This is a genomic window from Larkinella bovis, assembly GCF_042655385.1.
GTDB classification, from domain to species: domain Bacteria; phylum Bacteroidota; class Bacteroidia; order Cytophagales; family Spirosomataceae; genus Larkinella; species Larkinella bovis.
Map to the genome: position 1 here is coordinate 66,251 of NZ_JBHSMA010000009.1, position 24,397 is coordinate 90,647.

Below are 24,397 nucleotides of genomic sequence, written 5' to 3' on the forward strand. Positions count from 1 at the left end.
AGCCTTCCTAAACCCGTTCTTTTTATCCTGTATGAAACTGATCATTCCCCTGTTTCTCCTGCTGAGTTGCCTGAAGCCTGATGATATACTGGCCCAAAAGCCAGCGAAGGTCCGGCCGAATGTTATTCTGGTGATGGCCGATGACCTGGGGTGGGGGGATGTCGGTTTCAACGGAAATCCGCAGATCAAAACGCCGGAGCTGGACAAAATGGCCGCCAACGGCCTGCAGTTCACCCGGTTTTATGCGGGCGCACCGGTTTGCTCGCCCACGCGGGGCAGTTGTCTGACCGGCCGGAATCCGGAACGCTATGGGATTCATTTTGCCAACGTAGGCCATCTCAAACCGCAGGAAACCACGCTGGCCGAAGTGCTGAAAGCCAATGGATATGCGACTGGCCACTTCGGGAAATGGCACCTTGGGACCCTCACCCAAACCGTCCGCGACGGGCACCGGGGCGGCAAGGTCAATGATGTTTTTTCACCACCCTGGAACAACGGTTTTGAGACGTGTTTCTCGACCGAGCAGGCGGTTCCAACCTGGGACCCGATGAAAGATCAGATGGTGAAAACCCACTACTGGACCGGACCCGACCGGTTTGAAACGGAGAATCTGGAAGGGGATGATTCGCGGATTATCATGGATCGCGCCCTACCTTTTATCGAACAAGCCATTCAGAAAAAGAAGCCGTTTCTGGCGGTCATCTGGTTTCATACCCCCCACTCGCCGGTAGTAGCTGGTTCGAACTACCGGGCGATGTATCCCGGCCTGGATGAAAATCACCAGCATTATTACGGCTGTATTACGGCAATGGACGAACAGATTGGCCGACTCCGCCGGGAGCTCCGAAAACTAGGCGTAGCGGATAATACCCTGATTTTGTTCGCTTCCGACAACGGCCCGGCTGGTGAAGGGGGCGGCATCGACCAGCATCCCGGCAAACGCCAGCAGGGATCGGCCGGGTTGTTTCGGGGGCGAAAAGGGAGTCTCTACGAAGGCGGCATCCGGGTTCCGGCACTGCTGGAATGGCCCGGAAAAATCAAAAACCATCGCAAAACCAGCCTTCCCGTCACCACCAGCGATTATTACCCGACCATTCTGTCGCTTCTCGGCTACTCAATTCCGGGCAATCCGCGGCCGATGGATGGTATCGATGTCTTTCCTCTGCTAGTTTCGGATACCGACCGACGGCCCAAACCGATCGGTTTTAAATCGTACAAGCAACGGGCGTATACCGACAATCAGTTCAAAATTTACTCCGCCGACGATGGTGCCCACTATGAACTCTACGACCTGCTGAACGACCCTTCCGAAACAAAGGATATTGCGGAATCGCATCCGGCATTGCTGGCTTCGCTAAAAACTGCACTGGACGACTGGCTCTCCTCGCTGGAGAAAAGCGCTAACGGGGCGGATTATTGACCATTGATACAGATTCCAAACAGAATGATAGCTTTTCTACGATATACCGCAGTTTTCGTGTTGGCCTTGATGGCTTTGGACGGTTGGGCCCAGGTTCGTTTGCCAAAAATCTTCGGTTCACACATGGTGCTGCAACGCCGAAAACCCGTTCCGGTCTGGGGCTGGGCATCGCCGGGCGAAAAAGTAACCGTGCAATTCCTCGGTGCCGGGCCACTGCGACAGACAAAAACCGCAAAAGCCGACAAGGATGGTAAATGGTTGATCCGGCTCGACCCGACCGAAGCCGGTGGCCCGTATCAAGTGGTGGTTTCAGGAGCGAAAAACACCCTGACGCTGGACGACATCCTGGTTGGCGAAGTCTGGATCTGCTCCGGACAGTCGAACATGGCCTTTGCGGTGAACCGGTCGGTCAACGCCGAGGCCGAGAAAAAAAACGCCCATTTCCCGCAAATCCGGCATTTCAAAGTGCCTCTCGAAAAAAGTCTAACTCCCAAAGACGATATATCCGGCGGAGAATGGCAAATCACCACGCCCGAAACCGTCGGCACGTTTTCCGCCGTTGGATTTTACTTCGGTCGCGAGTTGTATAACCGCTTACAGGTACCGATTGGATTAGTCACCACCTCCTGGGGCGGCACCCAGATCGAGTCGTGGATTAGCCGCGAGGCCATGAATAGTTTCGATGAATTTAAAGACCATGTTGCCAACATGCCGGTTTCTCTCGAGGAGTTGAACAAAAGCCGAAAAAAGAAATTAGACGAGGTGATAATTCAACAACAGGGCGGTTTTCCGGATGCCGAAACCGTGAAAAGCTGGTCGGAACCTTCGCTGAACGATTCGAACTGGCAAACCATGGCCGTGCCGGATTATTTTGATCTTAAAAGCCTGGCCGGGCTGGATGGCGTCGTGTGGTTTCGGAGAGAATTCACCCTCCCTGCCCAGTGGGAAAACCAAAGCATGGTCCTGAATTTATGCAGCATCGACGACATCGACCGCACCTACGTCAACGGGGTTAAAGTGGGGGAAAGCACCCAGAAAGTACCCGAAGGGCGCACCTACCTCATTCCGCCAAACGTCCTCAAAGCCGGTAAAAACGTGATCGCCATCCGCATCGAAGACCACGGCGTCCTCGGCGGTTTCAGCGGAAAAGCCGAACAGTTGAAAATCAGCCGGGATACCTACGAGCAACCCCTGGCTGGTGACTGGAAATACCGGGTCGAAGCCTCGGTCGATAACAAGCAGTTTACGGGCGCCAACGTGGCCGGCACCGTTCTGTACAATGCGATGGTAGCCCCCTTAATTCCGTTTGCCATGCAGGGCGTCATCTGGTACCAGGGCGAATCCAACGCCCAACGGGCCTACCAGTACCGAAAGGCGTTCCCGCTCATGATCAACGACTGGCGGAAACAGTGGGGGGCCAATTTCCCCTTCCTGTTCGTTCAACTGGCGAGCTACAACGCGTTCGGAGGGAACAGTGAAAAAGGCAGCCCCTGGGCCGAACTGCGGGAAGCGCAGGCCCTGGCCCTAACCACTGTCCCCAACACGGGCATGGCCGTGACCACCGACCTCGGCGAATCCAACGATATCCACCCAAAAAACAAACAGGACGTTGGCAAACGACTAGCTTACAACGCGTTAAAACTTGTTTACCAGCAGCCTATTGTACCTGCCGGACCGGTTTACCAATCGCACCAGGTTAGCGGAAACAAAGTAACGTTAACCTTCGGAGAAACCGGCAGCGGACTGAGTACACCGGATAAATACGCCTACCTCAAAGGCTTCGAAGTCGCCGGTTCCGATCAGAAATTTCACTGGGCCAAAGCCGAGGTTCAGGGCAATAAAGTCGTGGTCTGGAGCGAACAGGTGAGCCAGCCGGTGGCCGTCCGCTACGGTTGGGCTGACGACAATCTCGAAGCCAATCTGTACAACATGGAAGGCTTACCAGCCGCCCCGTTCCGAACCGACACCTGGAAAGGCATCACGGAAGAGAAACGTTTCAAGTAGTTGACAACCCGCAGTATGAAACGATTACGTCTCCTATTTTTTATATGGATATGCGGTTTTTCGGCTGGTTTTTCGCAGAACACGACGAAAACCTTACCGTTGACGCCCCTGCCGCTAACCGATCTTTCGGCCTTTAGACCCACCACGGCCAACTGGAAAATTGTCGGCAACGTATTCGCCAACCGTCAGATCGATCAGGCCCTGGAGGCATTTCCGGGAACGGGCGTGCTGGCCAACCTTTCCGATCCGCAAAACCGGGGGCATCTGTTTACCCGGCTCGAACACGGTGACATCGAACTGGAGGTTGACATCATGATGGCCAAAGGGTCCAATTCCGGGATTTATTTCCAGGGTCGTTACGAATTGCAGTTGCAGGATAGCTGGGGGAAACGCGAAAAGCCGAAATATGGCGATTTGGGCGGTATTTACCAACGAACGGATACGATCACCAACCGGGGCTTCGAGGGGTCAGCGCCCCGCATCAACGCCAGCAAAGCCCCCGGTTTGTGGCAGCACATTCGGGTCTGGTTCAAAGCTCCGAAATTCGATTCCCAGGGCCGGAAGATCGCCAACGCGCGCTTTGTCGAAGTCTACGTCAACGGGGTGCTGGTCCAGCAGGATTTCGAAGTGAGCGGCCCCACCCGGTCGGGGGCGTTTAAAGACGAAAAACCGCTCGGCCCGCTGATGATCCAGGGCAATCACGGGCGCGTTGCCCTGAAAGGGATTGCCTATAAACGGGACGAAGGAAAACCGTTGCGAGTGACCGAATTAAGCTTCAAAGAATACAAGTCACCGGGCGAAAATTTTCGAAATCAGCCACTGACGGAAGTCGGCGAACAGAAAACCGATACCATTTCCTATCATTCGGCCCGCCAGAAAGACATTTTTTTGCTGGCGTATCAGGGAAAGTTGAATTTCCCCCAAACCGGTACGTATCTCTTCAAACTCCAAACCGGTGGAGGAGGACTGCTGATCATCGACAAAGATACCGTGATTCTCCACGACGGTGTCCACAGTTTTGATCAGGTAGCGATTCGTTCGTACACGGCGAAAGCCGGACCCGTGCCTTTCACGCTCGTTTACAACAAGTTTATCGGCTGGCGACAGGGCCTGGCGCTCTACGTGGAAGGACCGGGCCTAACGCTTCAGCCGTTGCACACCAGCGGTTCGGTTTTTCATGAACCGCCGGTCGAGCCCATTCGCATTAAGCCGGACCCGAAGCAGGTCGTGCTTCAGCGGAGTTTTATGGACGATGGCGAAACCAAACGCACGCACTGTGTGTCTGTGGCGACGCCGGAAGGCATTCACTATACGGTCGATTTACAGGAAGGACGACTGTTGCAGGTCTGGAGTGGCGACTTTCTTGATGCAACCCCCATGTGGAATCGCCGGGGCAACCAGCAGGTGGGCATCCCCCTCGGGATGGTCCTGCAATTTGCGACCGGCACCGATCTCCGCACCGTGGCTGGCAAGCCCGTTTCCAATGATCCCGAACAGAAAGGGGCGTTCCGGTTTTCGGAATACACCCTGGATGCGAGGGGTTTGCCCACGTTCCATTATACCTGCCAGCAAGTAACGGTTTCGGACCAGCTAAGTCCTTCCGCCAACGAACGCAGCCTGCACCGGAAAGTAGTCTTGAACGGAAAAGTAGGTTTTCAATACCGGCTGGCGGCCGGTCAATCCATCGAATTATTACCAGACGGCTCCTACGCTATTGACGACAAAGCCTACTACCTGGTGCTGAACTCACCAAACCAGAAACCCATAATCCGCCAAACCGGCAACACGCAGGAACTCCTGTTTTCGGCCACCAAACCGGGTCGGTATGAAGTGAATTATACCCTGACCTGGTAAAACCAAGAATCAAATGCGTATCCGTTCGTTAAACAAACCCGGCATCCGTTATCTGTTCACCGTCCTGCTGGGCTGGGTAGCCATAACCGTTCGGGCCGAGCGGTTTTTCCCGCCCGACACCACCGAAGAATCCCGGTATTACCAGATCGAAACGATTCCCATTCCACCGGACATTGCGCTGGAAGTGGGCGGTCTGGCGTTCAACCGACGGAATCAACTCGGCATCAGCACGCGCCACGGTGAAGTCTGGATTCTGGAAAATCCGTATCTGAAAAAAAACGAAAAACCCATTTTCCGAAAGTTTGCTTCCGGGCTGCACGAAGCCCTGGGGCTGGCATTTATCGGGAATCATTTCTACCTGGCGCAGCGCGGAGAACTAACCCGGCTGGAAGACCGGAACGGCGACGGAAAAGCCGATGCCTTCAAAGCGATTTATTCCTGGCCACTTTCCGGCAATTACCACGAGTATTCATACGGCCCGGTGGTGACTAAGGACGGCCACATGCTGGTGACGCTGAACCTTTCGTGGATTAACCGCGGGGCGAGTCTGGCAAAATGGCGCGGCTGGCTGCTCAAAATCTCGCCCACGGGAGAAATGACGCCCCTGGCCACCGGCCTTCGCTCACCAGCCGGTTTAGGAATCAATGCCGCCGGAGACATTTTTTACACCGAAAACCAGGGCGACTGGGTGGGTTCCGGACGGATGACGAACCTGAAACCGGGTGATTTTGCGGGCAACCCCGCCGGTTTGAAATGGACCGACGACCCGCGTTCTCCGCTTTCGCTCCAAGTGGATGATGTGCCCAATTCGCCCGACCTGCCCATGCACGAAGTCGCGACTAACATCCCGGCGCTCAGGCTCCCCGCCATCTGGTTTCCGCACGGTTTGATGGGCGTTTCGACCTCCGACATTCTGATCGATACCACCCGGGGCGGCTTTGGCCCGTTCAAGGGTCAGTATTTCATTGGTGATCAGGGACATAGTAAAGTCATGCGGGTTTTTCTGGAAAAGATAAACGGCGAATACCAGGGCGCCACGTTTCCGTTTCGGGAAGGGTTTTCGTCGGGTGTTTTCCGCATGAAATGGGGTACCGACCATGCCATGTTTGTCGGCATGACCAGCCGGGGCTGGAGCTCGAAAGGCCCCGACCCCTACGGTTTGCAGCGGCTGCGCTGGACCGGAAAAATGCCCTTCGAAATCAAGGCGATCAAAGCGCAGTCCGACGGTTTTGTACTGGAGTTTACCCAGCCGGTCAATCCGGTAACCGCTTCGCAACCGGCGTCGTACGAGATTACCGGTTTTACGTACCACTACTGGAGCAAGTACGGCAGTAAAATCATCAATCAACAAAGTTGCATGGTCCACCAGGCCGAGGTAGCCAAAGACCGGATGTCGGTTAAACTGGTGGTGCACGGGCTGCGAAAAGGCTACATCCACGAAGTAAAAGCCGCCGGTGTGCAATCGGCCGACGGCCGGGCGTTGCTTCACAACCTGGGATATTATACCCTGAATAACATCCCGGCCGGAAAAACCGCAGCGGTGGTCGCTTCCGCCCCGCAAGCCGGAGCAGACTATGACATTGATAGCGACCCGAAACGAATTACCAAACAGCCGGCTTCGTGGCTATATGGTCCTGATATTTCCTTGACCGTCGGTACCAAACCGGGGCTTCAGTTTGATATACCGGAATTGAAAGTAAAACCAGGCAATAAGGTCGAATTAATTTTTAACAACAACGACGATATGCTGCACAACCTGGTGATTACCCAACCCGGCGATGCCGTTGAAAAAGTGGGGCAATTAGCGCTGAATCTGGGTTTAAAAGGCCCTGATTTCCACTATGTACCGCAAACGGACCTAGTGCTGTTCCATACCGCCATTCTGCAACCCGAAACTTCCGAAAAAATCTATTTCACCGCGCCGGACAAACCGGGCATTTATCCATACGTATGCACCTTCCCAGGGCATTACGCGGTAATGCGGGGGAAATTAATCGTTCAATAACCCAGACCAAATGAACCATGATGCTACCACGGCGCTCCTTTCTTAAACAGCTCGGCACACTGACGGGGCTGGCGCTAAGCTCGTCCGGATTTCGGGGCCAATCTGCCCCGAAGCTGCCGCGCGTCCTGATTCTGGGCGACTCCATTTCAATGGGTTACACACCGGTCGTCAAGCAAATGCTGGAAGGTAAGGCCGATGTTTCCCGGCCGGTGGAGAACTGCCAGGGCACGAAACTGGGCGTCCAGCGAATCGACCAATGGCTGGGAACAGAACCGTGGGCCGTGATTCACTTCAACTTCGGATTGCACGATTTAAAACACGTCGATCCGGTAACGGGCATCAACAGCAACAAACCCGACGATCCGCACCAGTCCGATTTAAAACAGTACGAAGCCAATTTAAAAACCATTGTGGAGCGCTTAAAAACGACCGGGGCCAACCTCATTTTTGCCACCTCCACCCCCTATCCCGATTTACCGGAGGGTCCCTACCGCAAAGCCGCCGACGTGCTGGAATACAATAAAGTGGCCCGGAAAATCATGAAGAGAAACAAGATCCGGATCAACGATTTATACAGCGCTGTCCTGCCCGAATTATCCACGCTCCAGTTACCCAACAACGTACATTTTAAACCGGAAGGAAGCCGGTTTCTAGCCGGAAAAGTCACCGAACTGATTCTTTCGACAATTTCTTCCTGAACCGGATCGAGCCAACCATTCCAGCCCATTCCTTTCATACTCATGAACGATCGCCGAAATTTTATAAAAACCGTATCGCTGGCCGGGAGCGCGTTGCTGCTGCCCTCGCACCTCCTGACGGCGGCTACCAATCCCGGTAGAACCGTCCCGACGTACCTCTCAAAATACAAAGACTTGTATGCTAAAGACCCCAAAGCGGCCTCACTGGCCTGGTTCAGGGAGGCCAACTACGGTTTGTTCATGCATTACGGTTTGTACAGCATCTGGGGACGGGGTGCCTGGGTACAGTTGTTCGAAAAAACACCCGTTTCGGAGTACCGCAAACTTATGAACGCGTTTACGGCCCGGAAGTTTGACGCCGACTTCATTACCGATCTGGCCCTGGAATCCGGGATGACCTACGTCAATATCACCACCAAGCACCACGACGGTTTCTGTCTGTTCAAATCGGCGCAAACGGATTACACCAGCGTCCACGCAGCCGCCAAACGCGATCTGGTGGGTGAACTGAGCGACGCCTGCCGAAAAAAAGGGCTGGGCCTATTTTTGTACTATTCCGTAGCCGCCGACTGGCATCACCCCTATTTCCCGGCGCCAAAAGCCGGCTGGCAGTATTTCCGGCCCGACTACGCCCAACCGCAGCCCGAATACCGCTACAAAACCGAGTCGGATACGAAACACTATATTGCCTACGTCAGGGCGCAGTTGCGGGAGCTGGTCACGCAGTATAATCCGGCGGGTATCTGGTTTGATCCGGTGCGTGGTTTATACGCCCGGCCGGACCTGTTCCCGATGGAAGAACTCTACCGGGAAATCCGCGCTCTGAGTCCGCACGCACTGATTTCGTTCAAGCAGGGGGCCACTGGAACGGAAGACTTTGCGGCCCCGGAACGAAAAGCGGCCTCGCTGGCCGACCAGATTCAGAGCGATTTCGGCGCCGAATCGGCCGCCCTGGCCAAACGGGTTTGGGAAGCCCATAACCACAAGCATAACGAGACGTGCAGCACGCTGCAACGGGGCGCTTGGTCGTACGAACCCGAAGACAACGACCGACGGCGGCACCTTACGGTTCAGGAGGTGATGGAGTTGCTGGCCGATGCCAAAAGCCGGAACATGAACCTCTTGCTCAATACCGGTCCGTTGCCCGAAGGTGAGATTCACCCGGGCGATGTCGAAACGTTGCGGAAAGTAGGCAAGCTAATCAACTGATTGTCATTAACTAAAAACCAGATTACAATGAAACGTTTTTGGGGGACCCAGGCGGTTGGGATTACGCTGCTGGTGTTGGTTGAGGGCCACGCCCAAATAAAACCGGTTTACCCGCTGACAAAATCGGTGGAACAAACCGATAATTACCACGGTATCAGCGTAGCTGACCCGTACCGCTGGCTGGAAGACGACCGTTCACCCGAAACGGCGGCCTGGGTGAAAGCCCAGAATGAACTGACGCATCAGCTATTAGACCAGATTCCGTTCAAAGACAAAATCTATTTGGATTTAGAGAAGGCCAACAATTACCCCCGGTATTCAGCTCCGCGCCAGAAAGGCGACTATTTGTACTTTTACAAGAACGATGGACTGCAAAACCAGGCGGTTTTATACCGACAGAAAGGCCAGACCGGCATCCCCGAAGTCGTTCTGGACCCGAACTCGTTATCGGAAGATGGCACGGTAAAACTGACGGTTTTCAGTCTGTCGAAAAATGGGGCGTATGCGGTTTTGGGCTTTTCGAAAGGCGGTTCCGACTGGCAGGAATACCGGGTTATGGACATGAAAACCCGGCAGTTGTTACCGGATAAAATCGAGTGGGTCAAGCTGTCGAATGCCGCCTGGCAGGGTGACGGTTTTTACTACAGCCGTTATCCCGAGCCACAGGGGTCGATTCGGGCCGCCAAAAACGAAAACCATCAGGTTTTTTATCACCGCGTCGGCACCCCGCAATCGAGCGATCAGCTGGTGTTTGCAGACCCGGCGAATCCGCAGCGATTCCACAATGTGGTGACGACCGAAGATGAGCAATACGCCATTCTGTACATCAAAGACCGTGGCAAAGGAAAAGACGGTAACGGGTGGCGTATCCGGAAAAAAGGCGAAACGTCCTTCACGCCCGTCGGGGAAGACCTCTCGGATTTTAAGTATAACCTGATTACGAACGAAGGCGACCGGTTTCTGATCGAAACGAACGAGAACGCGCCAACTGGAAAAGTGGTCTGGTATGATCGGGCCACCCAACGCTGGCAACCGTTTCTGGCCGAAAAACCGGAGCCGTTGCAGGCCGTTGGAGCCGCCGGCGGGAAGATTTTTGCTTCGTATTCGAAAGACATAGCCACGCAGGTCTACGTGTATAATCTGCAGGGCCAGTTGGAGAATGAATTGGCTTTGCCGGTTTTGGGAACCGCCGTCGGATTCAGTGGCGAGAAGACCGACACCCGCGTTTTTTACACCTATACCTCCCTAAATTACCCGCCAACGCTGTTTTACTATCAGATCAAGTCGCGGAAAAGTGCGATTTTTCGAAAACCGGAAGTCGCCTTCAATCCCGACGATTACGTGGTGGAACAGGTGTTCTACCCCAGCCGCGACGGCACGAAGATTCCGGCCTCCATTATTTACAAAAAAGGCCTGAAACGCGACGGAACCAATCCGACGCTCCTGTATGCCTACGGCGGTTTTGGCGTCAGTTTTACGCCGACGTTCAGCCCCACGCGGATTGCGTTTCTTGATCAGGGGGGTGTTTATGTGCAGCCCAATTTGCGCGGAGGAGGTGAATACGGCCAGAAATGGCACGAACAGGGCATGAAAGGGAACAAGCAGAACGTTTTCGACGACTTCATTGCGGCTGCCGAATACCTGATTGCCAACAACTACACGTCACCGGAGCGGCTGGCCATTCAGGGCGGATCGAACGGCGGGCTGTTGCTGGGGGCCGTCATGAACCAGCGGCCGGAGCTTTTCAAAGTAGCGTTTCCGTCCATCGGTGTCATGGACATGCTGCGGTTCCATAAGTTTACGGTGGGCTGGAGCTGGATTCCGGAGTTCGGTTGCAGCGATAATGCCGACGACTTCCGGTACCTCTACGCCTATTCGCCCCTGCATAACATCAAAACCGGGGTTCGGTATCCGGCGGTTTTGGTCACCACTGCCGATCACGACGACCGCGTTGTTCCGGCGCATTCGTTTAAATATGCCGCTACTTTACAGGCCAAAGCCGGGCCGTCGTCGCCGAATCCGCTGTTGATTCGGGTCGATACGAATTCGGGCCACGGGGCCAGCAGCACAAAAAAATCACTGGAGACGTCGACGTATCTGTACGCTTTCCTCTTCCACTCGATGGGGCTGGTCTGGAAGTAAGTAGATTTAGCCCATCCGAAAAATAGCTTAACAATGACTGATCATAAAAGCTCTTTCAAAACCGCGTTCCAGACCGTTGTAGGACTGATGAGAATCCTGCTGGTTTTAATCATCGCCTTTTTGGCCAGCAGCGACATTCCGGTTGAACCGGAAAAGGCGCTCGCCCGGAAACCCAACATTCTGTTCATCTTTACGGACGATCAGCGGTATAATACCATTCGGGCGCTGGGTGATCCGGTAGTTATTACACCCACTCTGGACTCGCTGGTTCGGGCGGGCACCACCTTTACCCATGCGTACAATATGGGGGCGTGGCACGGAGCGGTTTGTGTGGCCAGTCGTGCCATGCTGGTGACTGGTTTACCGGTCTGGAAAGCGCAACAGGCCGAGAAGAACTATCGTGCACTGGTCAACGCCAACGGTTTCTGGAGCCAGCAACTGAAAAAAGCGGGTTACGAAACCTACATGACCGGAAAATGGCACGTCAATACGGATGTCAACCGGCTTTTCGACCACGTCACGCACGAGCGCCCCGGCATGCCGAACCAGAATCCGGCTGGTTATCATCGTCCTTCCTCCCCGCAGGATACGACCTGGCAGCCGTGGGACGAAGAATACGGCGGTTTCTGGAAAGGAGGCAAACACTGGAGCGAGGTACTGGCCGACGATGCAGTAGGCTATCTGAAAGAAGCCAGTCAGAAAGATACACCTTTTTTTATGTACCTGGCCTTCAATGCTCCGCACGACCCCCGGCAATCGCCCAAAAAATACGTGGATATGTATCCGTTGGACAAAATTCCGGTACCCGTCAGCTATCTGGATGAGTATCCGTATAAGGATGCGATGGGCTGCGGGAAGGAGTTGCGGGATGAGTGGTTAGCTCCCTTTCCCCGAACACCGTATGCGATCAAAAAAAATATTCAGGAATATTACGCCAGTATTTCGCACCTGGATGCGCAGATTGGCCGGATTTTGCGAGCCTTGGCCCAAAGCGGCAAGCTCGACAATACGTACATTTTTTTTACGGCCGATCACGGTCTAGCCGTCGGACACCACGGTTTACTGGGCAAACAGAGTCAGTTTGACCACAGCGTTCGGGCCCCGCTGGTAGCAATTGGGCCGACGATCCCCAAAGGCGAGAAAAGAAACCAGCAGGTTTACCTTCAGGACATTATGGCGACAACGTATGAGCTGGCGGGAGCCACCAAACCGTCACACGTGTATTTCAACAGCCTGCTTCCGCTCATCAAAAACAAAAAAGCGACCGGCGCGTATCCAGAAATTTACGGCAGCTACATGGACCTGCAACGCATGGTTCGGACCGATCAGTACAAGCTGATTGTCTATCCGAAAGTCCCCAAACTGCTGCTGTTCGACATCCGGAAGGACCCCGCCGAAATGCACGATCTGGCGGAGCAGAAAGCGTATAAAACCGTGTTGCAGGATCTGAAAAACCGCCTGCTCCGCCAGCAGCAGCAACTGAACGACCCGCTCGATTTAAGCGCGATTCTGAAACCCATTTAACCCGTTTTGCTCCCCTGAAAAATGAAAATCCTTCCGTTCCGAACAATCGCCCTGGCACCGCTTCTTTTTGCCCTCCCGGTTTTGCTGGGGTTATCGGGTAGCCCGCAGTTCGATCAGCCCGACAACCGGCGTCAAAGCCGGCAAAAAGGCTGGGAGGTACTGTTCGACGGCCAAAATCTGAACAAATGGCAGAACGCAACCAGCGATTCCATTCCCTACAAAGGCTGGCAAATCGAAAACGGGACACTGTCGGTCACCAGCGGGCGCATCGGTGGGGACATTATCACGCGCGAAAGTTTCCGAAATTTTGAGTTAAAGCTCGATTTTAAGCTGACCGAATCGGCCAATAGCGGAATCAAGTACCTGGTTAATCGTATAAAAAACGCCAAAACGAACACCACTTCGCTGATGGGAATCGAGTATCAGCTCATCGACGATTTCAATTATCCCGAAGTGAAACCGGATCCCAACAGTACCATGTCGACCGGAGCGGTTTATCTGCTCTATCCCCCCCAGAATAAAACATTGTTGCCCGCCGGACAGTGGAATCAGGTTCGGATTGTGGTCAACGGAAAGCGCATCGAACACTGGCTCAATGGAAAACTCCTCGTCCGGTACGAACGGATGAGCCCGGACTTTCAGGCTAAAGTTGCCCAATCGAAGTTCAACGATTATCCGGATTACGCGAAAGCTGACAGTGGCCGGATTCTTCTCCAGGACCACGGCAACCATGTTTATTTCCGAAGTATTCTGATCAAACGACTAGATTGATTGTACTCCCGGCTACCGGAACGGATTCCTTTTCTCGTTCCGGGTGCTTCCCCTTCGCATGTTCGGCACAGGTCGTTTACAAAAACCGCGATGAGACCAGTTGCGTATCGGCCCATTTCCAGGCTTCATCAAACTGGGCTTTGGTCGCTTTGGCCCCGTTGCTGTTTCCTTGTCCCTGCTGCGCCTGGTAGAGGCCGTACAGCGACCAGCCGTTGCGGGGGTAGGTTTTCAGATCTTCGGTATAGACCTGCTCGGCTTGCTGCCAGCGTTTCGCTTCCAGCAAAACCGCGCCGAGGTGATGCCGCACCGAGAACAGCCAGTCGGGCGGTTCGTTGTAATTGAGCCGGTCTTCCAACGCGACGGCTTCGCCAAGCAGGGCAATACTTTGCGCGTAGTTTTTCGCCTGGGCGGCAATCTCACCCGCCAGAACCCGGCGGGCAATCTGCAACAGGTCGTAGGACGTATTGATGTTCCAGATGGTCAGCGCCTTCAGCGTCGTATCGTTCGCCAGTTTGGTCAGGTGGCTCAGTTCGGCTTTGCTGCGCTGGCTGTCCTGCTTCGCCAGATAAGCCATCCCCCGGGCGTAGTGCCAGATGGCGGTCGGATAGGCCAAGTCCGGCGCGTCGTTTTTCATCTGAAGAATGTCGTCCCAGCGGCCAAACTTGATGGCCACGTAATAAGGCTGGGTGTAATAGTGCTGCAATGTGCCCCAGCCCGGCTCCCTCATGATCTTGCGGTCGGTTTGGTCGGCCATCTCGCGGGCGGCTTTCATCGCCATTTTCCGGTTTCCTTCGAGCGTCGCTGTAGCGGCAATAAAGTGAATATTGTGGGGGTAATACGCCAGTGGATAGGCCCCCTGCGCATGAAGTTGCTTCAGGTAGTGCCGATCGGCTTCCACCGCCCGGAGGTTCGCGACGGTGCTTTCGTGGTAATGACCGGTGCGGATATAGATATGGGAGGGCATGTGTTCCAGATGGCCCGCGCCGGCCACCCGCTTTTCCAGAAAACGAGCACTAGCCAGACCGCGCTCGGGCTGACGGGAAGCTTCCACGGCGTGGATATAGAAGTGATGCATGCCCACGTGTTGCGGGTATTTCCGGAGCAAACGCTCCAGCGAGGTCACAATGGCCGGGGTCCACGGCTGCGGCTGGCCGTTTTTCTGCCACAGATCCCACGGATGGAGGTCCATAATCGATTCGGCGTAGAGCGCCCCAATGTCGGCATCATCCGGGAACTGCTGGTAGACCTGCTCCATAGCGTCGGCGTAAGCCTGGTCATAGGGGCTCCGGTTAGCAACGGGATGTGCCGGATAGCGTTTGGTCAGGGCGTTAATGAGCGCCTGTTCCTTCGGGGAAGCGTTCGGGGCCAATTGCCGGGCTTTCTGTACAGCCTGGTAAGCCCGGCTGTAATTGTCGTCTTCCATACCCCCATTATAATTCGGACCTAATACGTAGCTAAAGCCCCAGAAGCAGGCCGCGCAGGTGGAGTCGAGCCGGGTCGCTTCGTAAAAGGACCGGGCCGCTTCAGCGTGATTGAAGCCGTAGGCCAGCATGAGTCCCTGGTCAAAATACTGCTGGGCTTGCTTGCTTTGCGTAGTGATGGGAAAGTGGATACCGTCGAGTCCGTTCAGCAAGGGGGCCTTTTCGGAGGAGAGGTACCAGGCTTTGTCATGAGTGGGCGTCCCGCAGAGGGGCACTTTGTCCTTCACTGCCACGGAGGAAGTCGAATGGGTTTGCTCTGTCTTCCGGTCACACGCGACTAGCAGGAACCCGGTGAGCAGGAAAGCCGTCAGGGCGGTTTTCATAGGGGATGGGATAGGTTACAGCCCCAAGATACACTTACTCCATTGACAATGAGAATGTTTATTGAGTATTCGGCGCACATTTTGGCGGATAGTAGAAGCGGCCAGGTGCTACCTCCAGCCAGCGACAAGGTTTTGCCGGGCGATACGACCCTGAATTGACCCGGTTCGTCAACGGTTGAAACTGGTAAACCGCCTTACAGCCTCTCCAGTTTCTGTTTCATTTCGGCCTCCAGGTACGCCTTCCGGTTGTCATAAAACCGGCTGACAACCTTTTCGATTAAAGCCCCTTCGCTTTTTGCGCCGAAAAGTTCCTTTAGCTCTTTAATATGCTGTATCGTCTCGGGCTCTAACCGGAAAGAGATGTGCTGTTTTGTGGTACCTTGTTTTGCCCCCATTTCAGTAAACTTAGGTATCCTAAATCTACGATACGATGAGACACATTGCAACACTTTGATTATATTTACCAGAAAGCAAAGGCCCGACCACCAGCCATAGTCTAATTTAGAATACTTTAAGGAATCTTACCTGTATGACTTCCGAGAATCCCGAGACGCCTTCAACCAAACCGCGAAGCCTCCTGAAAAGCATCAAAGAATTTCTTATTGACCGATTCAGCCTGGAGGAAGATAAAGAGGATGAAGCGGATGTAATACAAGCCATCAGCCGCGGCATTGAGTTTCGGGGCGTTAACTTGTGGACGCTCATTTTTGCCATCTTCATTGCTTCCATCGGCCTGAATATCAACTCCCCCGCCGTTATTACCGGCGCGTTTTTGATCTCGCCCTTAATGGGCCCCATCATGGGGATTGGCATGGGTGTTGGTATCAATGACCTGGCCATGATCATGCGGGCGCTGAAGAACCTGAGCATCGCCGTTTGTATCAGCCTGTTGACCTCAACGCTCTACTTCTTCATCAGCCCTTTGCACCTAGCCCAGTCCGAACTGGTTGCCCGCACCTCGCCCACCGCCTGGGATGCCCTGGTGGCCTTTCTGGGCGGCCTAGCCGGTATTGTTGCCGGTTCGCGCAAAGAGAAGGTGACCAATGTCATTCCTGGGGTGGCAATCGCTACGGCCTTAATGCCCCCTTTGTGCACGGCGGGTTATGGCATTGCTACCGGTAATCTCTACTACTTTGCCGGCGCCTTTTATCTGTTTCTGATCAACGGCATCTGCATCAGCCTGGCTACATTTCTGATTGTCAGATTCCTGGGGTATCATCAAAAAGAATATGCAACACCGGAAATCGAACGGCGGGTGCGTCAAACGATCTGGATTGCCGTATTGATTGTGGTCATCCCGAGCAGTTATCTCGGCTATCAGATTGTGCGCAAAACCATCTTTGAAGAATCCGCCAAACGCTTTATTGCCACTGAGTGTAATTTTCAGTATCGCCAGGTTGTGAATTACTCCGCCCGTTTCAACCGCCGGCAAAGTACGCTAGAGATTTCGCTGGTCGGAGAACCGCTGCCGAAGGACTCGATCCAGGTTTTGCATACCAAAATGCCAGACTATGGCCTGGGTGATGCGAAACTCCTTGTCAAGCAGGGCAGTTTTAAAGATGCCGAGGTCGATCTCAATGCCATTACCAGTACGGTTACTGAACAGGTTATCCAATACAGCCAAGCCACTATTGCCCGGAAGGATCGGATCATTGACTCCTTGCGGCAGGCAGTAGCCTTCAATCAAATTGGTAGTTTACCGGTAGCGGATCTGCGGAATGAACTGAAAACGCTCATGCCGGATGTGCAAACCTTCACAGCCTCCCGGTCGCTGGTGATGAATGCCAATGCGACCAAGCCCGACACGATACTGCTGGTGTACGCCCGTTTTTCCCGGCAACATACCCAGGCTGAACGACAACGGATCGAACGCTGGCTCCAAAGCAGGACCAAAAGCAAAAAAGTTAAGCTACTGGTGGACTAGTTCCTCTTTCCTCAAAAACCGCCACCGGACCGGTTTTAGCCCGGAACTGGCCTTCCGGGCCCTTGATGCCCTAGATTTTCTGAGAAAATACCGGCGGGAGGATGTGTCTGACAACGTTCCATTTCGTTAACCGAACCGCTGAGCCCGAAAAATGCGACTCCAGCCTTTTGGTTGCTAGGGTTTCAGCACTTTAAGTACTTTCCGTTCTCCACCTGAGGCTACTTCCAACAGGTACTGCCCAGATCCCGAACCGATCGGAATGGACTGGCGCTCCACATCATCTGCCAGCTGGATATGTTTGTGGTGAAGCACCTTCCCCTGCAGGTCGTTTACCTGTACCTGCACCCACTTCCCTTTTGCCCCTCGAATTTCCACTTCCGCAGCTTGGTCCGCCGGTGGATTGCCCAGTAGGCGTACCTGGAATCCGGACAAATCCGTTTCGACAGATCCCATTCGGGCTCTACCACAACTGGCTTTCAAATCCCACTGGGCCGTTACGATCACCCCGCGTTGCCGGGCTCTAAGCGTAAAGGGTTGGACGTCCTTGGCGGTACGAAGTGCATACTCGACAAATTGATCCGGGTTAGTTGTCCAGGGAGTAATACCCGCGGCCATGTATTCGATTGTGGAGCCATCGCCCCCACTGGTATTGAAATGAAAGGCTCCGCTCTCACAATCGTATCGGGGTGGTTGCAATGTCAGCGGGCCTGCGGGGAAAACCGTTATGGTAAAGGTGGTCACAATGGGTCGGTTGCCAAACTGGCCCGTACTCGCCGTGAGTTTAACCGTGAACTGGCCGGTCTGGGTGGGGGTTCCCTGAATGGCCGCGAATGGGCTATATTCCATGGTAGTGGATGCCAACCATAAACCGGGTGGCAGACCTTCCACCTGAAAGGTCCATTCGGATGCGTAGAACGAATAGTAGGGCATATAGGGCGTAGGATCAACCATATACGTGCTCAGAACCACCCCTCTTCCCGCCAGTGTCTGTCCCAGGGTCATTACCTGTGATGGAATGGGTTGAACCAGTTTGGGAATAAAGGGGGGACATTGCTCGGGAAGATGGTACTGGAAACACAGTGGATGAATACAGGCAGTTCTCAAATCGAAATTGTAGGTGACCTGCTGACCACTCTGAATCGCCGTAATTGGAATCACTTTCGGATCGCTCCGTAAGCCAGGGTCAACTAGGCCAACTTTACTTGTGGTGGCTCTGGTAATGCCCGGGGCAGCAAAGAGGATTGGCGTGTTATTGCCTCCTTTCGTCCGAAAAGTAATTTCACCTGTGTTACAATTGTAAAAAGGAGGCAAAACCTGGAGCGGCTCCCGTAACTTTACCACCCAGAAATCATGTCCACCATGATTCCCGGTCACATTGCCATCGTTGGACCAGGTGTACCCGGCCATCACGTAGCCGCCATCCGGAGCTAACGCAATGCCAAAGATGGTTTCTTCGTCCTTCCCTCCCAATGGTTTTTGCCAGCTTATGTGACCCGACTGGGTGAGTTTTACCACCCAAAAATCCAGAATTCCGCCTTGAAAGCCCCGCACGTCGCCATCATTTGAATTCGTAGAACCCGCTACTAAAAAACCGCCATCGGCCGTTGTCGTAATGGCATTGGCGATCTCTTCACCTGTGCCTCCCAGTGTTTTCTGCCAATACAGTTCCCCCGGTCGTTGAGTTGTATTACCCACGCATCTTGCCCTCCATGATTAAAATACACATCGCCGTCATTAGAGGACGTTGTTCCGGCTACCATATACAAATTATCAGTTGTAGCAATGATGCCCGTGGCTCTGTCGCCATGCGCATCCGAACCTCCCAATGCCCGCTGCCAGACCACAACACCGGAACTGGATACCTTCACCACCCAGGCATCTGATTGCCCGCCGTGATTACCACTGACATCGCCGTCGTTGGAGCCCGTTTGTCCCGCCACGACAAAGCCCCCATCCGCACTTGCCGTAATGGAGGTTGCCCCATCATCACTCGAACCGCCTAACGTCTTTTGCCAGACAATGCCTCCTGAACTGTTCAGTCTCAACACCCACATATCGCTCCTGCCGTGATTGCCATGCACATCGCCATCCGTGGAGGTGGTCAATCCCGCCACGACAAAGCCCCCATCCGCAGTAGCTGTGATGGCGTTAGCGAATTCACTACCCGAGCCACCAAACGTCTTTTGCCAGACTATGTCCCCTGAACTATTGAGCTTAACTATCCAAAAATCACTTTGTCCGTGGCTCCCTCTGACATCGCCATCGTTGGAATACGAAGTGGCAGCCACCACAAAACCCCTATCAGACGTCTGAAGTATTGCACTTGCAAAATCATATCCGGTTCCTCCCAGGGCTTTTTGCCAGACAATATTCCCGAACGCATTAAGCTTCACGACCCAAACGTCATTATCGCCGTGATTGCCACTGACATTACCATCGTTGGATTTCGTGTCTCCGGCTACTACGTACCCCCCATCTGTGGTTGGCTTTATAGAATAGCCATTATCAAACTCCGTCCCTCCAAAGGTCTTCTGCCAATCCATAAGTTGAGCCGGAGAAACCGCAAGGCTACCCAGCCAGAAGACCAGCGTTGTCACCAAGGAATTAACCCCACATTTACTGTAAAAAAAATAGCGCATCCTGAATGGTATATAGGTGTCCATAACCGTACTAGTGATTAGTAGAAGAAGGTAAAAAGTAGCAATGTGAAAGCAGAAAAATAGAACCAGCCCACACGACTTGCCACGAGTGGTCATGCCTGTAAAAACCCTAGTAGTGGCAATACGGTGATTATCAAAAACAACCAGCAGTTTACTCTCTACAATGCCGAAGCCCGTACGCTCACTTTGCCCACAAAGCCACTTGAGCAATAGAAAAAACCGGCAATAACCCGGGCTTTCGGGCTACACATCGCTCGTAGCTGACTAGCCGCTGCATTCCGACGCAATTCTGGTAATAATATTGGAAACAATCGGTTACCATTTCGCTGTCACTTAAGCCACCCTTGCTACCGTATTGTAACCCATCCATAACGCACGTTAAATCAGCCTTTTACCGATCCGATTAAAAACCTGCACAGAGAACAAATCGAACAATTACTCCATAGTCGAAAGCCCGATTAGCAGCAGGACCGGATGTTTTGTATCCTTACCCTCCTCCCGGAATGACTGGCGTATTGGGGCATCTTACCTGCACGTTGCAAGTTCCCGTTGGAGTCACATCTCCCTGTATGAAGCATTCGGGCTGAGTATGGCAAATAAAATTCGTGATTGTTTCTCTAACGACTCCATTGCAATAATCACATCTACAATGGCCGGTCCAGTAGTATAACCCCGTAACACCTGGAATGACAGGTTGCGAAGTGAAACCTTCGTTGACCACGTTGGAAGGGCAGAGGTGATCTTCAAGCAGGTTCAACTGACCGCAGGACCAGGGGAAAGCGGCCAGCAAGAGGAAGCTGATCGCCGATAAAATTTTCGGAACTTTAACCTTCTCCATCGTATTAAAATTTAAATGATAAATAGAACATTGTAAATATTATTCATTATAACTATCTGATAATCAGCACCAAATGTATCAATAGTTTGTTCTTCTTCTGGAGTTTTAATCTTTATTTGATTAAACGGAAAAGACAAACCAGCTCCGGTTGGGCTTTTTGCTATTAATGCCGGGAAATTTCCCATTGACTATATTGCTGATTCTTCAGTACTTGGGGTGAACCTTCAGCTTTATAGCACCATGACGCAACGCGTTGAAATCTTTGAAGAACCCACTGTTCAAGCCCTGGAGAACAAGGTGAACACGTTATTGAATAGTCACATGGTAATAAATCCCACGGTATCGATCATTACGTCACCGAAAGGGTATATAGCCCTTATCCAATACACAAGGAAATGACGTACGGATACCCCTTTATTTCGAGTTTTTTCTTACAGCGCCTTCACCGTTACCCCAATCACGCCAACCAGCCCCAGGATTACCCGGTTGAACCGGCGACCGAAGCGCGTTGTGGGCAACTTCTCTCATAACCGGCGTTGACTCATAATACCGGGTGGTGTCGGCGGGCGTCAGGCCGGGCAACGGCCAGGGCGGAGTAGAGGAGCAGTGTTTTCATTCTGCTTAGACAGGGGAGATGCAGAGAAGTACAAGGGGATATACCTACCGTTTTTTACCACCGGGCAGACACGGGGAAAAGCCCGTATTTTGTTCACACTCTTGATTTTCCAGACACGTCCGTTAAGTTTAGGCCCCAAATTCTCAAACCCTATGGACTTCAAGGATACCATCAAACAGATTGGTGAGCGGATTGCCCGACTCAAAAATTCTATTCAAACCGAGGAAGCCACCAAAACGGCCCTCATTTTGCCCTTCATCAACGCACTAGGCTACGACGTATTCGATCCGCACGAGGTGTCCCCGGAGTTCATCAGCGACATTGGCACCAAGAAAGGCGAAAAAGTAGACTACGCCATTATGCGCGACGGGCACCCGATTATGTTGATGGAATGCAAGCACCATAACCAGAGTCTGACCCTGCATGACAATCAACTGCTCCGGTATTTCCACGTCACCAGGGCTCGGTTTGGAATTCTGACCAACGGTGTAATTTACCGGTTCTACACGGACCTGGCGGAACCCAACAAGATGGACCAGAAGCCGTTTCTGGAAGTAGACCTAACGGACCTGAAAGATTTCCAGATTGAAGAACTCAAGAAGTTTCATAAGTCGTATTTCGACGTGGATTCCATTTTGTCCACGGCCAGCGAACTCAAGTATATGGGGGAACTGAAACCGCTGATTGCCCAGGAAATGGCGAATCCGTCTGAACCGGTCGTGCGCCTTTTCGCCAAACAGGTTTATCAGGGACAACTGAACGCTAAAATGATTGATTACTTTTCCGGGCTAGTCCGCAAAGGCTTTCAGCAGATCATTTCCGATCAGATTACGGAGCGGTTGAAGTCGGCATTAACCAAGGAAGAAATGCAGGAGGTCACGCAAGGGGCAAACGGTGCCGCGTCCGCTCCTGAATCGCCCGCCGAGCCGCGCAAAGACCCATCGATCGTTACGACCGCCGAGGAACTGGAGTCCTACTATATCGTCCGGGCCATCCTGCGGTCGGAGATTGACGGCAGCCGGATCGTTCACCGCGATGCCCAAACCTACTTTGCTATTCTGCTTGATGACAACAACCGGAAACCGATTTGCCGGATGTACTTCAACAGTCAGCGGAAATACATTGCTTTTCTCGATGAAAACCGGAAAGAGATCAAGCATGAAATCTTTTCCCTGAATGATATCTACAATCATACGGACAGCCTCAAGAGGTCGCTGGCGATGTACGAGAAGAAGGCGGAATGAAATAAGGTAACACCGGCTAAAACCAAAGCCCCAGAAGGTCGGCGACGACTTGCCGTTTTGAAGAAGAAACGAAGGAATTTTGAAGGGCGTGGCTATACCAGTGGTACACTACTATCCCTTTATAACGAAAACAGTCACTTACGAAATCTGTAAGTGACTGTTTTTCAACGTGGGCCCACTTGGAATCGAACCAAGCACCTACTGATTATGAGTCAGTTGCTCTAACCGAATGAGCTATAGGCCCGAACCGGCAAAACCGGTCGCTTGGGCGTCGATAGCCGAAGCATTTGCAAATATACAAAAAACGGGAAGTCCTTCAAGCCGCAACCGCAAAAGTCCTGCAACACTCTTGCCCATTTTGGCGTATATTTGCCTGTGAACCTGGCCCCTTCTCCGTTGGCTTCTCAGAATAAGAAAAAAATCCTGAATGACCCGGTCTACGGGTTTATTACCCTGCCAAACGAGTTAATCTTCGATTTGGTTGAACACCCGTATTTCCAGCGGCTCCGGCGGATCAAACAACTCGGGCTTTCGGAACTGGTTTACCCCGGCGCCCTGCATACCCGGTTTCACCATGCTCTCGGGGCCATGCACCTGATGGGGCAGGCCATTCAAACCCTGCGCGGCAAGGGACACCGCATTACGGAAGCCGAATGTGATGCGGCACAGATCGCCATTCTGCTGCATGACATTGGCCACGGCCCGTTTTCACACGTGCTGGAATACAGCATTCTGGAAGGCATCCCGCACGAGCGCCTGTCGTTGCTGCTGATGCACGAACTGAACCGACAATTCAACGGGGGATTAACGCTGGCGATCCGGATGTTTGAAGGAACCTATCATCGACCGTTTTTTCACCAATTGGTTTCCAGTCAATTGGACATGGACCGCATGGATTACCTCAACCGCGACTGTTTTTATACCGGTGTAGCGGAAGGAACCATCGGCGCCGATCGGATCATTAAAATGCTCGATCTGGTCAATGACCACCTGGTGGTGGAAGCGAAGGGAATTCTGAGTATCGAGAATTTTCTCAGCTCCCGGCGGTTGATGTACTGGCAGGTATACCTGCACAAAACCTCGCTCTGCGCCGAAGCTATGCTGGTGCAGATTATTCGCCGGGCCCGGTTTTTACTGAGCCAAAAAGAATTTGATCCTACGGATACGCAGGCGGTTTTTACCACCCCAGCCCTGCACGTCTTTCTGTCGCGAAAAATAACTATTGAGGACATTGAACACCAGCCGCACTACCTGAAAGCTTTTTCGCACCTTGACGATTATGACATCTGGACCTGCATTAAATTCTGGAGCCAACATCCCGACCGGGTGCTGGCCACCCTTTGCCAGATGCTGCTCGACCGACGGTTATTCAAAATCGTCATGTCTGATCAGCCGTTTGCCGGTGAACTGCGCCACGAGTTTGAACAACAATTGCTGAGTGCCGGCGTACAGCCCGACGAATTGTCCTATTTTCTGGTCGAAGGGGTTGCAACCAACTCGGCTTATTTACCGTCTATTGATAATATAAACATTAAAATGAAAGACGGCCGAATCGTCGATATTGCCGATGCGTCCGATCTGCCCGGTATTAAAGCCCTAACCAACATGGTCAAACGATACTATCTCTGCTGGGCAAAAAACCTGGCCCAACTGCCGGTCCGGTTGGTATAGTTCAATTTGTTGT

At 53.0% G+C, this 24,397-nt stretch carries 16 protein-coding genes and 1 tRNA gene; 12 read left to right on the top strand and 5 right to left on the bottom strand.

Annotation, left to right across the window (positions count from 1 at the left end; genetic code table 11):
* Positions 1-31 precede the first annotated feature (31 nt).
* From ACFPMF_RS21650 to ACFPMF_RS21690, 9 genes are all read left to right on the top strand, one after another.
* Positions 32-1,420 carry a sulfatase family protein gene (locus ACFPMF_RS21650; protein ID WP_379848969.1) on the top strand — a complete coding sequence of 463 codons (1,389 nt, stop codon included), beginning with the start codon at positions 32-34 and terminating at the stop codon, positions 1,418-1,420.
* Positions 1,421-1,543: 123 nt separating this feature from the next.
* The gene (locus ACFPMF_RS21655) at positions 1,544-3,424 is read left to right on the top strand and encodes a sialate O-acetylesterase (RefSeq protein ID WP_379848971.1); all 1,881 of its coding nucleotides are present in this window, start codon (positions 1,544-1,546) and stop codon (positions 3,422-3,424) included.
* Between the two features lie 15 nt (positions 3,425-3,439).
* Entirely contained in the window at positions 3,440-5,278 is a 1,839-nt protein-coding gene (locus ACFPMF_RS21660; protein ID WP_379848973.1) for a 3-keto-alpha-glucoside-1,2-lyase-like domain-containing protein, read from the top strand.
* Positions 5,279-5,291: 13 nt separating this feature from the next.
* Entirely contained in the window at positions 5,292-7,283 is a 1,992-nt protein-coding gene (locus tag ACFPMF_RS21665) for a plastocyanin/azurin family copper-binding protein (RefSeq protein ID WP_379848975.1), read from the top strand.
* A 17-nt stretch (positions 7,284-7,300) separates the two neighbouring features.
* Positions 7,301-7,981 (top strand): SGNH/GDSL hydrolase family protein, encoded by a 681-nt coding sequence (locus ACFPMF_RS21670; protein WP_379848977.1) that lies wholly within the window; start codon positions 7,301-7,303, stop codon positions 7,979-7,981.
* A 42-nt stretch (positions 7,982-8,023) separates the two neighbouring features.
* Positions 8,024-9,190, top strand: a complete 1,167-nt coding sequence (locus tag ACFPMF_RS21675; protein WP_379848979.1) for an alpha-L-fucosidase — start codon at positions 8,024-8,026, stop codon at positions 9,188-9,190.
* A gap of 27 nt (positions 9,191-9,217) precedes the next feature.
* A complete protein-coding gene (locus tag ACFPMF_RS21680) occupies positions 9,218-11,332 on the top strand; it encodes a prolyl oligopeptidase family serine peptidase (protein WP_379848981.1) in 2,115 nt (704 codons plus the stop codon).
* Positions 11,333-11,419: 87 nt separating this feature from the next.
* Entirely contained in the window at positions 11,420-12,856 is a 1,437-nt protein-coding gene (locus ACFPMF_RS21685; RefSeq protein ID WP_379848983.1) for a sulfatase-like hydrolase/transferase, read from the top strand.
* 21 nt (positions 12,857-12,877) lie between these two features.
* Positions 12,878-13,627, top strand: coding sequence for a 3-keto-disaccharide hydrolase (locus ACFPMF_RS21690; RefSeq protein WP_379848985.1), 750 nt, complete (start codon positions 12,878-12,880; stop codon positions 13,625-13,627).
* 76 nt (positions 13,628-13,703) lie between these two features.
* On the opposite strand, the gene ACFPMF_RS21695 is transcribed toward ACFPMF_RS21690, so the two are convergent.
* Entirely contained in the window at positions 13,704-15,431 is a 1,728-nt protein-coding gene (locus ACFPMF_RS21695) for a tetratricopeptide repeat protein (protein ID WP_379848987.1), read from the bottom strand.
* A 529-nt stretch (positions 15,432-15,960) separates the two neighbouring features.
* Between ACFPMF_RS21695 and ACFPMF_RS21700 the strand changes: the two genes are divergently transcribed.
* The gene (locus tag ACFPMF_RS21700; protein WP_379848989.1) at positions 15,961-17,355 is read left to right on the top strand and encodes a DUF389 domain-containing protein; all 1,395 of its coding nucleotides are present in this window, start codon (positions 15,961-15,963) and stop codon (positions 17,353-17,355) included.
* A gap of 174 nt (positions 17,356-17,529) precedes the next feature.
* On the opposite strand, the gene ACFPMF_RS21705 is transcribed toward ACFPMF_RS21700, so the two are convergent.
* The 3 genes from ACFPMF_RS21705 to ACFPMF_RS21715 all read right to left on the bottom strand — a co-directional run bounded on the left by ACFPMF_RS21705 (position 17,530) and on the right by ACFPMF_RS21715 (position 21,038).
* Positions 17,530-19,050: a putative Ig domain-containing protein gene (locus tag ACFPMF_RS21705; RefSeq protein WP_379848991.1), complete on the bottom strand. Its 1,521-nt coding sequence runs from the start codon at positions 19,048-19,050 to the stop codon at positions 17,530-17,532.
* On the bottom strand, positions 18,939-20,018 hold the full coding sequence (locus ACFPMF_RS21710; protein WP_379848993.1) for a hypothetical protein: 1,080 nt from the start codon (positions 20,016-20,018) through the stop codon (positions 18,939-18,941). The genes ACFPMF_RS21705 and ACFPMF_RS21710 overlap by 112 nt, the downstream gene beginning before the upstream one ends.
* Before the next feature lie 846 nt (positions 20,019-20,864).
* Entirely contained in the window at positions 20,865-21,038 is a 174-nt protein-coding gene (locus ACFPMF_RS21715) for a hypothetical protein (protein WP_379848995.1), read from the bottom strand.
* A 583-nt stretch (positions 21,039-21,621) separates the two neighbouring features.
* Here ACFPMF_RS21715 and ACFPMF_RS21720 point away from each other — a divergent pair.
* Complete coding sequence (locus tag ACFPMF_RS21720; RefSeq protein WP_379848997.1) at positions 21,622-22,713, top strand: type I restriction endonuclease; 1,092 nt, start codon at positions 21,622-21,624, stop codon at positions 22,711-22,713.
* Between the two features lie 170 nt (positions 22,714-22,883).
* Here the strand turns inward: ACFPMF_RS21720 and ACFPMF_RS21725 are convergent.
* Positions 22,884-22,957: transfer RNA gene (locus ACFPMF_RS21725), tRNA-Ile, on the bottom strand.
* A 152-nt stretch (positions 22,958-23,109) separates the two neighbouring features.
* Here ACFPMF_RS21725 and ACFPMF_RS21730 point away from each other — a divergent pair.
* Positions 23,110-24,384, top strand: coding sequence for an HD domain-containing protein (locus tag ACFPMF_RS21730; protein ID WP_379848999.1), 1,275 nt, complete (start codon positions 23,110-23,112; stop codon positions 24,382-24,384).
* The last annotated feature ends 13 nt before the right edge of the window (positions 24,385-24,397 follow it).